General features: G+C 66.6%; 13 protein-coding genes. 2 read left to right on the top strand and 11 right to left on the bottom strand.

Annotation, left to right across the window (positions count from 1 at the left end; all coding sequences use genetic code 11):
• Positions 1-2: 2 nt before the first annotated feature.
• Genes C3E87_RS13610 through C3E87_RS13585 form a run of 6 tightly spaced genes read right to left on the bottom strand, consistent with a single transcriptional unit; the run spans position 3 to position 6,830 of the window.
• On the bottom strand, positions 3-1,349 hold the full coding sequence (locus C3E87_RS13610) for an alpha-L-fucosidase (protein ID WP_076063866.1): 1,347 nt from the start codon (positions 1,347-1,349) through the stop codon (positions 3-5).
• On the bottom strand, positions 1,349-2,890 hold the full coding sequence (locus C3E87_RS13605) for a M81 family metallopeptidase (protein WP_076063861.1): 1,542 nt from the start codon (positions 2,888-2,890) through the stop codon (positions 1,349-1,351). The genes C3E87_RS13610 and C3E87_RS13605 overlap by 1 nt, the downstream gene beginning before the upstream one ends.
• Positions 2,871-3,779: an ROK family protein gene (locus C3E87_RS13600; RefSeq protein WP_076063859.1), complete on the bottom strand. Its 909-nt coding sequence runs from the start codon at positions 3,777-3,779 to the stop codon at positions 2,871-2,873. Before C3E87_RS13600 ends, C3E87_RS13605 begins: the two co-directional genes overlap by 20 nt.
• The gene (locus tag C3E87_RS13595) at positions 3,779-4,660 is read right to left on the bottom strand and encodes a carbohydrate ABC transporter permease (RefSeq protein ID WP_083665681.1); all 882 of its coding nucleotides are present in this window, start codon (positions 4,658-4,660) and stop codon (positions 3,779-3,781) included. Before C3E87_RS13595 ends, C3E87_RS13600 begins: the two co-directional genes overlap by 1 nt.
• On the bottom strand, positions 4,650-5,564 hold the full coding sequence (locus tag C3E87_RS13590) for a carbohydrate ABC transporter permease (RefSeq protein ID WP_076063857.1): 915 nt from the start codon (positions 5,562-5,564) through the stop codon (positions 4,650-4,652). The genes C3E87_RS13595 and C3E87_RS13590 overlap by 11 nt, the downstream gene beginning before the upstream one ends.
• Positions 5,565-5,567: 3 nt before the next feature.
• Positions 5,568-6,830: an extracellular solute-binding protein gene (locus tag C3E87_RS13585; RefSeq protein ID WP_076063854.1), complete on the bottom strand. Its 1,263-nt coding sequence runs from the start codon at positions 6,828-6,830 to the stop codon at positions 5,568-5,570.
• Positions 6,831-6,995: 165 nt separating this feature from the next.
• Here C3E87_RS13585 and C3E87_RS13580 point away from each other — a divergent pair, with 165 nt between their 5' ends.
• Positions 6,996-8,117 (top strand): ROK family transcriptional regulator, encoded by a 1,122-nt coding sequence (locus tag C3E87_RS13580; RefSeq protein ID WP_076063852.1) that lies wholly within the window; start codon positions 6,996-6,998, stop codon positions 8,115-8,117.
• Between the two features lie 6 nt (positions 8,118-8,123).
• Here the strand turns inward: C3E87_RS13580 and C3E87_RS13575 are convergent, their stop codons facing one another.
• Positions 8,124-10,694, bottom strand: a complete 2,571-nt coding sequence (locus C3E87_RS13575) for a PEP/pyruvate-binding domain-containing protein (protein WP_076063850.1) — start codon at positions 10,692-10,694, stop codon at positions 8,124-8,126.
• A gap of 94 nt (positions 10,695-10,788) precedes the next feature.
• Positions 10,789-12,333: an NCS2 family permease gene (locus tag C3E87_RS13570; protein WP_083665680.1), complete on the bottom strand. Its 1,545-nt coding sequence runs from the start codon at positions 12,331-12,333 to the stop codon at positions 10,789-10,791.
• A 129-nt stretch (positions 12,334-12,462) separates the two neighbouring features.
• Here C3E87_RS13570 and C3E87_RS13565 point away from each other — a divergent pair, with 129 nt between their 5' ends.
• Positions 12,463-12,987 carry a lipoprotein LpqH gene (locus C3E87_RS13565; RefSeq protein ID WP_076063848.1) on the top strand — a complete coding sequence of 175 codons (525 nt, stop codon included), beginning with the start codon at positions 12,463-12,465 and terminating at the stop codon, positions 12,985-12,987.
• Between the two features lie 64 nt (positions 12,988-13,051).
• On the opposite strand, the gene C3E87_RS13560 is transcribed toward C3E87_RS13565, so the two are convergent.
• From C3E87_RS13560 to nagB, 3 genes are all read right to left on the bottom strand, one after another.
• Positions 13,052-13,825, bottom strand: a complete 774-nt coding sequence (locus tag C3E87_RS13560) for a DUF3027 domain-containing protein (protein WP_076063846.1) — start codon at positions 13,823-13,825, stop codon at positions 13,052-13,054.
• Positions 13,826-14,209, bottom strand: a complete 384-nt coding sequence (locus C3E87_RS13555) for a cold-shock protein (RefSeq protein ID WP_076063845.1) — start codon at positions 14,207-14,209, stop codon at positions 13,826-13,828. It lies immediately after the preceding gene.
• 88 nt (positions 14,210-14,297) lie between these two features.
• The gene (gene nagB, locus C3E87_RS13550; RefSeq protein ID WP_076063843.1) at positions 14,298-15,083 is read right to left on the bottom strand and encodes a glucosamine-6-phosphate deaminase; all 786 of its coding nucleotides are present in this window, start codon (positions 15,081-15,083) and stop codon (positions 14,298-14,300) included.
• Positions 15,084-15,428 lie beyond the last annotated feature (345 nt).

Below are 15,428 nucleotides of genomic sequence, written 5' to 3'. Positions count from 1 at the left end.
GGCTAGCCCGCCCGCACCGGAATGCCTTCCATGGCCGCGACCACCACCGGCTCGTCCCTGATCACGTGGGGAACGGACACCCAGTCGCCCGCTGAGACGGTGACTTCACCGTCGGCGCCGAGCCACGTGAGTCGCGATCCGGCGAGCTCGTGGGGGATGTGGAGTTCGCCGGGCGACGGGTCCAGCAGCGCGTAGACCGTGCCCGCTTTTTGCGTGTAGCGAACATCCCCGTCGCCGAAACGCACCCAGGGGCGGGTGCCGTAGATGGCGTCGCCGTAGCTCCGCAGCCAGCCGCCGAGGGCCGCCATCGACGCCGCCTGCAGCTCAGGGATGGCGCCGTCCGCGCGGGGGCCGACGTTGATCAGGAGGTTGCCGTTCTTGGCCACCACGTCGACGAGCAACCTGATGAGGTCGGCACCGCTGAGCGTGTGCTCCGAGCCCTCGGCCTGGTTGTAGCCGAACGAGAACCCGAGGCCGCGGGTGGCTTCCCACGGCACCTCGACGGTGTGGTTGATCTCCATGTATTCGCGGGTGATGAAGCCGTGATAGGGCACCCCCCACCGGTCGTTGACAACGCCGTCGGGCACCTGGTCCAGGTATCGCTTGAGGAGCGCGGCGACGGCATAGTCCTCATGCCCCTTGCCCCCGTCGGGCCATTCGATGTCGTTCCAGAGCACGTCCGGGGCGAACCGCTCCACGAGCTCGTCCAGTTGGGCGGCGGCGTAGCGGGAGAACAACTCGTCGTGGCGGCGGAAGCGGAACAGGTCGGTGTCGGATTCGATGGGCGGGAAGTCTGAGACGTGCCAGTCCAGCGCCCCGGAGTAGTAGAGCCCGAAACGGGCGCCGGCGCGGCGGGTGGCGTCGTGCAGTTCGGCGATCAGGTCGCGGCGGGGGCCCCGCTGCACGGCGTTGAAACCGGTCGTGCCCGTGCCCCAGAGGCAGAAGCCCTCGTGATGCTTGGAGGTGGGGATGATGTAGCGGGCGCCGGCGTCGACGAGGCGGCCGACGAAGTCGTCGGCGTCGAACTGGTCGGCGCGCCAGTGGTCCGCCAGGTCCTCGTAGCTGGTGCCAGTGCCGTAGACCGTCTGGTGGTGGAGCCAGGTGGGGCTGCCGGCGATGCGCACCGTGTTGCCGTACCACTCCGCGTACTGGTGGTGGGTGTAGGCGTCCTCGACGGGCACTCCCCCGGGCCCGTGCGCGGTCGCCCAGGCCGGCACCGAGTAGAGGCCCCAGTGGATGAAGAAGCCCAGCTTCGCGTCGCGGTACCAGTCCGGCACGCGGCCGGTCTCGGGATACCCGGGTGGGTTGTCGCCGAACTCCGGCCCGGTGCGGATCTCAAAACGAAGCATCAGTTCCTCCTGGTGACGGTGGCGGTCAGTTCCGGTTCGACGCCCTGCTCGAAGGGGAACACCCCTGGAGCCAATCGGTGATGGCCCAGACGCAGGAGGTCCTGATCCACACCCCCGGGCGTCAGCGACAGGATCCAGCCGGCGGCCAACCCGAAGAGCTCGGGCTCCAGGTAACCGATCTTAACGACGACCACGTCGGCGCGGGACGGATCGAGGCCGAGCTGCGTGAAGTCGGCCAGGTGGTGGAAAGGCTTGCGGCGTTCGGTGATGATGGCGAACACAGATCCGGCTCGCACCACCGCCTGTCGACCGGCCACGGGATCACCATCCGTCAGGGAGAACACCTCGCCGCGCAGCTGGGCCGGCGGCGCGGTGCGGGCGTCCACCTTCCCGCCGACGGAGAGGTCAACGACGGCGCCAACCCCGGCCTCCCAGGCCTGCGCCACCGCGACCTCGTCGAAGATTGAGGCGTGGATGATTGTGCGCCCGGGCGTGGTCAACTCTGGCCTCTCCAGCAGTTGCGCCAGGGACCAGGCGACGTCTCCGGCTCCGCCGGCCGTGGGGTTGTCGCCCGAGTCGGACACCACGAAGGGACGCGGCGCGTCCTCCTGCACCGCAGTGTCCATCGCCTGGGTGAAGTCGGCCGTCGGGCCCACGAAGAGGAAATCTCCACGTGCGTCCCAGTAGCTGCGGGCCAATTCGTGGGCCGCGGACGCGATGGCATCAGGGTCGTCACCCGTCACGACGACGGCTGCCTGGCACCGCGGCTCGTCGGCCCAGGCGTACCCCACCCAGATCGACGCGTCGAGCACGCCGTCGCGCGCCTCGATCTGGGGAAGGCGGTCATACAACGCCTTCGCCGGGTCCAACCGGGTGCTGGTCTTCTCCCCCGGCAGCAGAACCGGCACCTGCAACCAGGCCTTCAGCGGGCGGCGTTCCACCACATCGGTGGTGCCCCTCAGGCGGACCAGCAGGTTGTGGACGGCTCGCTGCTTCGTGTTCCACACATCCTCATGCGGGGCCATCCGGTAGCAGGTCAGCAGGTCGACCTGGTCGAGGAGCGTCCGCGACACGTTGCCGTGGAGGTCCATGGAGGTCGACACCAGCGTGTCTGGGCCAAGTGCCTCCCGAACAGCGGTGGCCAGGTCGGCCTCGGCGTCCTCCATACCGACGACGCTCATCGCGCCGTGGATGTCGAAGAAGAAGCCGTCGAACGGGCCCTGCTCCCTGATGCCGGCGACGATAGCCTGCTTCATCCGTCCATAGGTGTCGGGTGCGACGGCGCCACCGGGCAGTGACCGACCGTGGTAGATCGGCACCCAGTCGGCGGCCCGGCGAAGATCCTCGCCTTCCGCCAGGAAGGGATAGTAGGCAAGGAGGTCGGCACCGGCGCGGATCCGGAAGGCATCATCGCCGCTGATGTGCGGCGAAAAGGTGCTCGACTCGATCGAGATCCCACCGATCCCGATCCGTGGTCTGGTCAGCCCACCACCGAGGGGCGGTAGCGGCCCCTTCCACACCTCAGAGGCCAACGGGTTCACGGGACTCCTCTTCCATCGCTGCTGCGGCGGCGCCCAATGCGACACCGTGCTTACCCAAGCTCGACGGCGACACCCGCACCGTCACTCCCGACACGGAGGGCAGCCGTGCCAGCCATTGTTCCAGCGGCCTGCTCAAGACATCCCATGCCTGTCGGACACCCCCACCCACGACGACGTGCAGCAGGTCGAAGAGATTGGCTGCTGTCACCGCCGCCTGGGCCACGGCCTGCGCTGCTCCGTCGTACACGGCGAGCGCCGACGGATCTCCCACTCGGGCGCGGTCTGCAATCTCCGTGCCTGGCGTTGCCCGGCCTGTCAGGGCGAGGAACGCCGCCTCAATCGCTCGCCCCGAGGCGCGGGTCTCAAGGTGTCCGCTCTGGCCGCAGGTGCACAGGAGGTCTCCGTACCCGGGGGTGTGCCCGATCTCCCCGGCCATTCCACCGCGGCCCACCCAGACGCGTCCATTGAGCGCGACTGCGCCCCCCACCCCGGTGCCCAGAGTGAGACCAAACAGGTCGGACTCCCCCCGCCCAACGCCCCAGGTCAACTCCCCGGCGAGGAAGGCGTTGACGTCGTTGAGGGCATACACCGGGACGCGGAACCGGTCTCGGAGTCGTCGGTCGATTGCGACGCCCACCCAGTCGACGAACGTGTCTGAGGCTGCCACCACGGTTCCACCTGAGATGACGCCCGCGGCACCGACGCCGATGGCCGCGATCGGTTCGTCACCAAGGCTCTCAATCCCGTGCTTGACGGCAGCGATCATCGCATCGCCTCCGGCTTGAGCCGGCGCCGGTACGGTCGTCGACGACAGCACCTCCCCGTCGGCGTTGCAGCGCACGACTGCGATCTTGGTGCCGCCAATGTCGACACCGATGTAGTCCTTCATCAACGGCCACCCAGCCCCGCCATGGCGATGCCCTTGATGAGGTGCTTCTGAAGAATGATGACCAGCAAGGTCGTCGGAATCATGGAGATGATGGTGGCCGCCATCTGGAGGTCCCAACGGGTTCCGTGCTGTGTGGAGAAGGTGGCCAGGCCGACGGGCAGCGTGCCGTGCGCGTTGTAGTCAACCGTCACGATGAGCGGCCAGAGGTAGCTGTTCCAAAAGCCGAGGAAGGTGAACACGGCGAGGACAGCGAGTGCGGACTTCGCCAACGGCAGGATGATCGTGGCAAAGATCCTCACCGTCCCGGCACCGTCCACTCTCGCCGCCTCTTCCAACTCGAAGGGGATCCCACGGAAGAACTGACGCATCAGGAAGGTACCGAAGGCGCCGAACGCGAACGGGAAGATCAGGGACCGGAAGGTATCGACCCATCCGAACCACTGCATCATCTGGAACATGGGGATGACCAACACCTCGGCAGGCACCATGAGCGTCGCGAGGAACGCAATGAACACCACGTCCCGGCCCGGCCACCGCATGCGACCGAACGCATAGCCAGCCGTCGCGGAGACAAACAGCACCACGAGTGTGCCGACCACCGCGACGAAGAACGAGTTGCCGATGTAGGTGAGGAAGGGGCCGAACCGGAACACTTCCGCGAAGTTGGACCACTTCAGCTGGGAGCCGATCAGCCTCGGCGGCATCGCAAACATCTCGGTGTTGGGCTTCAGAGCCGAGAAGAATGCGTAGATCAGGGGAAGGACGAAGATGGCGGCGGCCAGGTAGATCGTCACGTGCCGCAGGATGAGCCCGCCTCGTGACTTCTTCTCAGGGCCGGCCTGGGTCTCAGCCTTCTCGGGTGTCAGGGTCTCAGTGCTCATAATGCACCCATCGCTTCTGTGCTTTGAACTGCAGTGCGGTGATGCCGATGATCACTGCGAACAGAATCCAGGCAGCCGCGGCGGCCAGTCCGAGGTTCTGAAACTTGAAGCCCTGGTTGTAGATGAACTGGACGAGTGGCTGCGTTGCGTTGCCGGGGCCTCCACCCGTGAGCAGCTGCGGCTGCGCGAAGACCTGCAGCGCGGTGATCATCGTCATGACGGTGGCGAAGAACAGGGCGGGAGAGATCATCGGCAGGATCACGTTCCACGTCATCTTGAATCCCTGCGCGCCATCGATCAGCGCCGCTTCAACGACGGACTCGGGCAGCTGTTCCAGTGCAGCCGAGAAGATCAGCATGTTGTAGCCCAGCCCCTGCCACACGCTCATGACGACCACCATGATCATTGCCCATTGGGGGTCGGCCAGGAAGTTGGGCAGCTCGTAACCGAACAGGGACACTGAAACGCCATTGAAGAGTCCCTGCGGCTGAAGCATCATCTTCCACACCAGGACATTGGCGACGATCGGTGTGACCACGGGAATGAAGAAGAGCACCCGGAGCGCCCCGCGCCCACGGATACGCGGCCCCAGGCCCATGGCCAGAGCCAGCGCCAACACCACATTCGCAGGTACGTACAGAAGGGCGTAGACGAACGAGTTCCGCAACGCCGGCCAGAAGTCCGGGCTGTTGGTGAACAAGCGGATGTAGTTGTCGACCCCGTTGAAGTACCGGTCACCGAACGTCGGCCAATGGAAGAAGCTCATCACGATGGAGAGGCACACCGGCACGATGGTGAAGGCAGCGAGGCCCACCAGGGCTGGGGATGCGAAGCCCAGCGCCTGGCGCGCCTCCTTCCGGGTGAGTGCCCCACGTCGGGGGGCGGTGTGAGGGGAACGGAACATGATCTAGCTGAACTGCCCCTGGGCAGTGGCGAGGATGTCAGACAGTTCGGCACGCCCGGAATAGGCGTTGACCAGTTCCGGAGTCAGGTACGCAGAAACCTGGGCCCACTCGTCGCTGACCCGCTGACCCTGCACGTTGGCGAAACCAGCCTCAAAGGCTTCCTTCACCTCGTCGCGGTAGGCCTCGTCAAGGGAGTCGAAGTACTTCGGCTGGGATGAGGTGCGCGCAGGGTAGCTGCGACCGGACGAGGCGACGTAGTCCTGCGCCTCTTCGCTCAGGAGTGCACCCATCACCTTCAGGGCCGCCTCCTTGTTCTCGCAGTTCTTTGCGATACCGAAGCCCGAGCCGAGGACGAGGCCGAGCGGTTCACGGCCATCCGCGGAGGGCAGCGGCGCAAGGCCGACGTTGAAGCCCGATTCGTTGGTCAGGTAGCTGACCGCGTTCCAGGTTCCATCCACCGCCATCGCAGCGTTGCCGTTCGAGAACTGGTCCTCTCCCCACCCAAGTTCGGACGCGGACGCCACCTCGGCAGCAACCTGCTGCTCGGACACCAGGCCGGCGTACCAGTCGGCGGCTGCGGCAAATTTCTCATTGGTCAGATCGAGGGTGCCGTCCTCCGTCACGGGCTGGAGACCCGCCTTGGAGATGGGCAGAGCCATCCACTGAAAGTCACCCATACCTACCGCGAAGCCGTCCTTGCCGTTGGCCGTGGCGGACTTGGCGGTCGCTTCAAAATCGTCGAAGTTCCATCCGGCCTCAGGGAGAGGGGCACCTGCAGCTTCGAGTTGGTCCTCGTTGTAATAGACCAACATCGTCGCCACGTCGAAGGGGATGCCGTAGAGCTTGCCCTTGTTCATGAGCACTTCCTCGGCGCCGGGAGCCAGGTCGCCCCTGCTGAGCCCTGCAGTCTCGAGGTCGGCGTCGGTCAACTCATGGAACCCATCGACGTAGCTCGAGAGCCGTCCTGAGTTCATGCCGGTGACGCAGGCCATGTTCCCTGATGCCATGTTGGTGGTGAGCTTCGTGAAGAAGTCTCCCCAGGGGGCGGTGCGTAGTTCGATGTTGTACTCCGGCAGCATCTTCTTCGCGATGTCGACTTGGGCCTCGATGGCCTCTTGGTCGCTTTCGCCCCCGGCCCACATCTCGATGACGATGTCCTTGCTGTCGGAGGAACCGGATGCGGAGCCCCCCGCGTCGGTGCCGCAGGCAGTCAACGCAAGGGGAATCAACGCTGCAGTAGCGATGGCTCGACGGATGTTCTTCATGGTCGCCTTTCGTGAGACTTAGTTCGTCATCGAACTAACTTTCTTCAAACTTGGTGAGATGAGCATGCCACAGCGCAGACTGAGATGTGAAGAGGTCTGTGAGATACATCTTCGGAGATCCGAGAGACAGTGGTATCTTCTTTCGACATCGAAGGAAGAGGCGCCATGGGACTGCCCGAACAGATCACCGAACTTGTCGCCCGCGGCCACGCTGTCTCCCGCAGCGACTTGGCCAGGGCGCTCGGCGTCTCCCCTTCCACCGTGACGGTGCACGTGCAGGCGATGCTCGCCGACGGCACGCTTGAGGAGGCAGGTTCGGGAGTCTCACAAGGTGGCCGTCGGCCGCGAGTGCTCAAGCTCGCTGGAGGTGACGCTGGCGTCGTGTTGGCAGCAGACCTCGGCGGCACGCACGCACGGGTTGGAGCTGTCGGTCTGACGGGGGAATTGCTGACGGCCACCAACCTGCTGCTCCAGATCACCGACGGTCCCGAAGACACGCTGGCCCGCGTCGCTGCTGCCCTTCAGCGCGTGGCGCCTGAGGGTCGTGAGGTGAAGGCGGTCTCCGTCGCATTGCCTGGCCCAGTCAACTTCGAGGCCGGCAGGGTGGAACTACCCTCGCGGATGCCAGGGTGGTCTGGGTTCCCGGTGCGCGATTGGCTGGCAGACCACATGGGGGTTCCCGCGGTGGTGGAGAACGACGCAAACGTCATGGCTCTGGGCGAACACCATGCCCGGATGGGCGCATCGGGTCACAGCATCACCGTCAAGATCGGCACAGCGATCGGCAGCGGCATCATCGTCGACGGCAGGCTGCACCGAGGTGCGACCTGGGCCGCCGGCGACATCACCCACACGAGGATTGAAGAGGCTGGCGACACCCCATGCACCTGCGGCAATCTGGGCTGCCTCGAAACGGTCGCCAGCGGCGCCGGGCTGGCGCGGTTGCTTCGGGAGAAGGGGTACCTGACCCACACCACGGCTGACGTGCTGCGGCTGACCCGCGAAGCGGATCCCATCGCCACCTCGCTCGTTCGCCGCGCCGGTGGTTATCTCGGACGTGCTCTGTCGATGGTGGTCAACTTCTTCAACCCCCACGCGGTCTTCCTCACCGGTGGCGCCTCGTCGAGCGAGCCGTTCGTTGCGGCCGTGCGCTCCACGATCTATGAGAGCTGCCACCCACTGGTGACACAGAGCCTCACGATCACCCCGGCGGAAACCGCAGAGAACGCGGGACTGCTCGGCGCCGGCCGCTTGGCCCTGGAGACCAGCGTCTTCACTAGGAGCTAGAACCACCTAACAGCAGAAGACCCGCTGGTTCACGACGTCGGAGTACAGCACGAGGGACTCCGTGCACACCACGTGCACCACCTCGGCGATGGCCGGGTCCGCGTTGGGCACGACGGTGAGGATCTCGTTGGGTCTGGACGTCAGCTGCTCGTGGTTGAACACGTAGCCGGGCCGCCCGTCGAAGATGGCCGCGTAGAACGTCTCCCCCTCGACGATGTCCTGGAAGAAGTGGCTGCCGTAGCTGAGGTCGGGATGGAAGTCTGCGTCCGGGTAGGTGTACTCGATGAGCGCGTCGGCTGCGGCGATCTCCGAGAAGGACACCGGCACCCCCAGCGACGGCGTGGTGGTCCCCCACCGCCCGGGGCCGATGGCCATCACCCCCTTCCCCTTCAGCGCCCGGGTTGCCTCACCGACCAACCGTGCCACCGCGTAGCGGTCCTGGTGTCCCAGGCTGAGGTAACGCTTGGGCCGGACGTAGACCACGGCACCGATCGGGAGCCGCACATTGCCGCCCATGAACGTGCCGTTCGAGCTGAACAGGCAGTCCCCGCTGTTGGCCAGCTCCGGCATCCGCACCGCCTTGCCCAGCCCACGGGTCTGGAGCGGCCGGCACTGCACGAGGTTGAAGCGGTAGTCGCCGTCCGGGCCGAAGTTGAGGGTGAACTCGATGTCCACCGGGTAGTCGTAGGCCTCCGCCAGGGTGGCGAGCGCGTCCCGCATCAACGCGCCGAAGTCCGTGGTGGTGAGGAGCCCCTGCAGGTCACAGATCATCTGTGGTTGGGCGGCGGAACGCCCCAGTTCCTGCAGGCGTCTGAGCGCCCCCCGGTCCGGCGTGAGGAACAGCGACCAGTCGGCCCCGATCCGCCCGTCGGGGTCCCCGGCTGCGCCGCTCATCACGTTGAGCAGCGGCTCTGTCACCAGCTCGTTGGCGCTCAGCGAGAGCACGTCGACGTACCGCTGGGAGTAGCGTCGTTCCATCCCCTCCTCGACGATGGGCCTGCGGCTGGGCACGTCGAGCGTGACGATCCGGGCGTAGTCCTCGTGGGTGCGGTCCACGGCCCGGGTGCCCAGGCCGAACACGACGCGCAACATCCCGGCCTCCACGTCGATCCCCGGTTCCCAGACGTAGAGGTTCGACGAGTTGCCCACACCGCCGGCGTGGGGGAAGAACAGGTCGCCGTGGTGGTCGCCGGAGACCCGCTGCACCAGGACGGCCATCTGCTCATCGAGGTGCGAGAGGCCCCGGTCGCGCCGGTACTCGAGCGCTTCGGCGCTCATGACGCTGGCATACACCGAGCGCACGGCGTCCTCGAAGCGCTGGTAACGGTCCTCCGGCGAGCCCTGGCCCGCGCAGAAGACCGACTCGTACTTTCCGGCGAAGGCGTTGCCGAAGTTGTCCTCCAGCAGCGAGGAACTGCGCACGATGATCGGCGACTGACCGAAATACTCCAGCATCCGCATGAAGTGGTCCCGCACCGACGGCGGGAAGCGGCCGGTGGCGAGCTTCTGGTGGAGTTCCGCACCGGCGCTGAAGTAGCCCTCGGGGGTCTTCTGCTCCATCCACAGCCGCCACCACCCGTTGGCGACCACGTAGGTGTACCAGAGGTCCGCGCCCAGGAAGAAGGAGTCGTGGGCCTCCATCTTCGCCCGGAACTGCGGTTGCCGCGCCAGGATCGCCCTGGCCACGAGCATGCCCAGGGCCTTGCCGCCGATGGCGCCGGTGCCGATCTCCCGGGAGGCGGTGGCCACCAGGTCGTCGAGCGTGAGGTAGCTCTCGGCCAACTCGACCATCCGCCCCTCACCACCGACGAGCATCTGGAGCAGCAGGCCTTTCGCGCCTGCGCTCTCGCCCTCGTCCCCGGAGCGCAACGCGTTGCGGCCGGTCTGCACCAGCGACTGCCAGTGGTCCGGCGGGTCGAAGGTGTCGCTCATCCGGGCGAAGAGCCTGGCGGAGGCTTCCGACGACGTGATGGGCCGCGCGTCGTCGCCCTGTAGCGCGTGGGGGAAGAACATCGTGGGTGAGTGCCGCCCGAAGACCTTGAGGGGGTGCACGTACAGCTCCTCGTCGACGCCATAGAGGTCCAGCAGGAGCTGGGTGGTGGAGCGGATGGCGGCGACCGTCGCGTACGTGTGCTCGCCGCGCACCAACGGGAAGTAGGCGACGGTGTCCAACTCGTAGAGGAAGGGGCAGGTGACCTGGAAGAAGTTGGCCACGGCGAGGTCCGAGTGCCACCCGCTCAGGAGATCCGTGAGGCAGTCGAACACGTAGAAGGCGAGCCTTCCGCGCTCAGCGGCTATGGTGTGCACGGCCGTGGCGAACGCCTCGAACCCGCCTCCGGGCTCGATCTCCACCACCTCGACGGCGGGATCGTCCACCACGGGCGCGTGCGCGCCGTAGCGCACATAGGTGATGTGGCGGCCGTCGGCGAGGGCCCGCCGCACGAAGGGCTCCACGACGCGGCGGTAGTCGTCGAGGGAATCGACCTGCCACACCACGTTGTCGCCGAGGCGCAACGAATCCACGATCCGGTCCAGCCCCGCCGTCCCCGTACTGACCAGGTTGAAGTTCTCCGCCATCGTCCCTCCTCGTCGCTCTCCTCCAGAGTGCCTCATCGGCCGGGACGACGACGGGCCGGGCGGAATACCGCCCGGCCCGTTGTGGTCCAGCAGATCAGCCGATGAGCCAGCCGATGAGCGCGCCCTGGATGAAGTAGATGACGAACAGCGCCGCCACCACGTACATCAGGGGGTGGATCTTCCTGGCCTCACCCTTGACCAGCTTGATGAACACGTGCGCCACCATGCCGGCGCCGATGCCCACCGTGATGGAGTAGGCGAACGGCATGAGGATGATCGTCAGGAAGGCGGGGATGCCCACCTCGGGGCGCGTCCAGTCGACGTCCACGACCTGCGAGATCATCAGGAAGCCGACGAACACCAGCACGGGGGCGGCGGCCTCGGACGGCACCAGGTTGATCAGCGGGGCGAGGAAGATCGCCGCGATGAACGCGAGGCCGGTGACGACCGACGCGAGGCCCGTGCGGGCACCTTCGCCCACGCCTGCGGTGGACTCGACGTAACAGGTGTTCGAGGACACCGAGCCAAGGCCACCGGCCATGGCGCCGACGGAGTCGACGAGCAGGATCTCGGTGGTGCGCGGCGGCATGCCGTCCTTGTCGAGCAGGCCACCCTCAGAACCCACGGCCACGACGGTGCCCATGGTGTCGAAGAAGTCGGCCAGGAGCAGCGAGAACACCAGCACCAGGAGTGCGACGAAGTTGGCCGGCGAGAACTCGCCGTCCGGGAAGAACGCGCCGAACATGTCGATACGGCCGATGAGTCCCAGATCGGGCAGCGTGAAGTTCTGCAGCGCCGGGACGTTGAGCGCCCAACCGTAGGCGTTGCTGCCGTCGGGCGACTGGGCGCCGACCTTCGTGACGGCCTCGATGATGATGCCCAGCACGGTGGCGCTGACGATCGAGATGAGCATGGCGCCCTTGACCTTCAGCACGTACAGGGCGATCAGGATCAGCATTCCGAAGAAGAACACGCCGATCGGCCAGCCCTGCAGGGTGCCGCCGACACCGAGCTCGACGGGAGTGCCCGCTCCGCGGCGGACCACGCCGGCGTTGACGAGGCCGACGAAGGCGATGAACAGACCGATACCCACCGAGATGGCGGTGCGCAGCGTCTTCGGGATGGCCTTGAACACGGCCGTCCGGAACCCGGTCAGCACCAGGACGAAGATGAGGATGCCCTCCCACACCACGAGGCCCATGGCCTGGGGCCAGGTCATCTGCGGGGCCAGCACGTAGGCCACCAGGGCGTTGAGGCCCAGGCCGGCGGCGAGACCCATCGGGAAGCGGCCGATCAGGCCCATCGCCAGGGTCAGCAGGCCCGCGATCAGCGCGGTGGCGGCCGCCACCATGCCGATCGACGCGCCGACGGCGGCCTCATCGACGATGGTGCGGGCGGCGTCGCTGTACATGGGCGCACCTGAGATCAGGTTGCCGTTCTTGTCTGCCGCGGTACCGATGATGAGGGGGTTCAGCGCGATGATGTAGGCCATTGCGAAGAACGTGACGAGGCCACCGCGGATCTCTCGCCCGACGGACGAGCGGCGCTTGGTGATCTCGAAGAAACGGTCGAGTCCGGACGCGGTGCCGCGCGCGGTCTCTGGATGCAGCTTGGCTGCCTTGGGGGAGTTCGTAACCACGGACGACCATCTTATTGCCTCCGCACCGGCGACTCTCACCAGGTGCGCGTCCACGATGCGCGACCCGCGTCAGGCCTGGGTCCATTTCCCATCCTGGCCTAAGCTGGCCCAAGTCAGAAAGGGCGATTTATGAACCGTGTGAAGGTATCCCTCCTCGCAGGACCCGCCGTGCTGGCGCTGCTGCTCTCCGGGTGCACCGGCGGCGCCGGTGGCGCCCCCTCCCCCGTGGGGCAGGGCACCGGAGAAGCGAACGCCGACGTCCCTGCCGGCCAGGCCCTTCCCACCGAGATCACCACCGAAGCCCCCCAGGGCGGCGCCGCCGTGCGTCTCGGCGACACCGAGGAGGCCATCACCAAGGTGGGCTGCACCCAGGTCAACGACAACTGGTCCATGAGCGGGAGCAATGAGGGTGGCGCGAAGGTCGCCGTCACCACCACCGGCGACAAGCAGACGGTGGTGAGCGCCAGCGTCGTGTTCGACGACGGCAAGCTTGTCGACATGGACACCGCACGGGACCTGGGCAGCGCCACCATCACCTGGGACGGCGACTGGTTCACCGTCGTGGGCAGCGGCCCGTTCTACGACCTGATGGACCCGGCCGTCACCGGCCAGGACCCGGTCAACTTCGTCGTCAAGGCCAGCTGCCCGGCCTGAGCCCCACCGGCAGGCAGCACAAAGCCCGCGGCCGACCATCGTCGGACCCGCGGGCTTTCCAGTCTCAGTCGAAGAGGCTCTCGTCGACACTCACCGTGTCGAACGCGGGAGCCGGCAGTTCCTTGGGGCGCTGTTCGGCCACGACGTCGGAGTGCCCGCCACAGCCGTGGTCCAGCGACACGACGTGCCCGTCGGACGGCGAATACTCGTTGGTGCAGGCGCCGAAGATGACGCCCAGCGAGCCGCGGAGGGGCACGAAGTAGGCGCACGTGGCGCAGTTGGCGGGGGCCTCGCGCGACATCTCGTTGTGCGGGCCCGCCTCGCCGCGGCACCAGCGCTCGACCGCCTCGTCGCGACCGACACGGCTCAGCACCCGCTGGCGACCGAGGCCCAGTTCGGCGACGGTGGTGCGCAGCTGCACCCATTCCGACGGGTCCGCGTCGGCCGGCAGGTCCGTGGCGGCGAAGCCGGGCTCCAGGCGCGGGTCGTTGTCCGGCGTGGCCATGAGCATGCCCGGCGCGATGTCTCCGGCGCCGATCCGCTCCTCCCACGGCACCCAATCAGGCGCGAGAAGTGCGGCGGGCTGCGGCAGCAGGACCACCTCGTTGACGGTGACCACCTTGGAACGCGAGGCGCGCACCAGCGTCACGGCCCAACGCCAGTCGGCGTAGCCCGTCAGGAGGCACTCGAAGGAGTGGGTGACGATGCGGTCGCCCTCTTCGGCGACGACCCCCAGGTGGGCGCCGACGGCCTCGTCACCGCCCTCTTCGACGGCGGCTTCGCGGGCGAGGTCGATGGCCTCGGCGGTGACGGCATCCAGCTTGAAGGGTTTTGCCATTTACAGCTCCAGTTCGTCGGCGACGCGGCGCAGCAGCGAAGCGACCTTGGAGGCATGCTTGCTGTCTGGGTGGCGTTGATGGCGGTAGTCGTTGCCGATGGTGTCGAGCATCTTGATCAGGTCCTCGACGATGATCGTCAACTGTTCGGGGTTCTTGCGCTGGGCCTTGGACAGCGACGGCGGGGTCTCCAGGACGTGGAGGCTGAGCGCCTGCTCGCCCCGGCGGCCCTCGATCACGCCGAACTCGACGCGCTGCCCGGGCTTGAGGGAGGTGACCCCGTCAGGGAGCGCGTTGGAGCGCACGTAGACATCGCCACCGCCGTCTTTGGTGATGAACCCAAAGCCCTTCTCAGCGTCGAAGAATCGCACTTTACCGGTTGGCACGTCGCCCCCACTTCTCAGAGAAAATCCAGTGACGGCACAGTCTAGTCGCTTGGGCAGCTGGCTGCCCAAGCGACGTGGGCCGGGCGGGTCAGGCCTTGCCCGTGAGTTGCTGCTTCAGCGCGTGCTGGGCCTTGAACTGCGCAGCGTATTCGAGTTTCGAGGCGGCGGCCTCGTCGACGATCACGATGCAGTTGGGGTGGAACTGCAGGATGGAGGCCGGCATCACGTTGGCGACGGGCCCCTCGACCATGGCTGCGATGGCGTCGGCCTTGTGCTCACCGGTGGCCACCAGGACGGCCACGCGGGAGTCCATGATGGTGCCGAGACCCTGCGTCATGCAGTGCGTGGGGACCTCGTCGATGGAGTTGAAGAAGCGCGCGTTGTCCTCGCGGGTCTGCGCGGTGAGGATCTCGACGTGGGTGCGCGAGGAGAAGGACGAGAACGGCTCGTTGAACCCGATGTGGCCGTTGGAGCCGATGCCCAGGATCTGCACGTCGACCCCACCGGCGGTCTCGATGGCCTCGTCGTACTCGTCAGCGGCGGCCTCCAGGTCGTCGGCGAAGCCGTTGGGCACGCGCACGCGGTCAGGATCCATCCCGAGCGGCTCGACGACGGTGCGGTGGATCACGTTGCGGTAGCTCTCGGGGTGCGCCGGGTCGATGCCCACGTACTCGTCGAGAGCGAAGCCGAGGCCGTGTGAGAAATCGATGATGCCCTCGGTGGAACGGCGCGACAACTCCGCGTACAGCGACAGCGGGGAACTGCCCGTGGCGAGGCCCAGGACCGGAGTTGCGATGCCCTCCAGGTTCTCGATCACCTTGTCTGCGGCGACCTGACCCACCTGGTCAGCGTTCTCAACGATGATAACTTCCATGGTTTTTCCCGAATCTTCACGAATCTGATTGCCGAAATGTCCGGCTTTGCATCCCGCCACCCTATTGTGCGCAACGTGACCTGAGCATATCCTGCTCATTTACCCCGTGAAGTGAACAGGAAATGTGCGCACCGAGGTACAGGGGAGAGGTTTGTCCGTACGTTTGCCCAACCTGACGTTCCGACCCCGTTGCCGCAGGGCCATTACGATGAATCCATGGCGACATGGAAGGACGGCGCGGCCTACGCGCCCGTGGAGAGACCGGACGGGTTCGCGACCCCTGTGGTGGGCCCCCTGTCGTCCGGCGAGCCGTACCGGGCGGAAACCCCCGGCCCCATCGGCCAC

Origin of the sequence: Tessaracoccus sp. ZS01, assembly GCF_022342445.1 — a bacterium.
Classification (GTDB): Bacteria; Actinomycetota; Actinomycetes; order Propionibacteriales; family Propionibacteriaceae; genus Arachnia.
The sequence above is the reverse complement of the archived record's forward strand: the minus strand, read 5'-3'. Positions and strand labels throughout refer to the sequence as shown.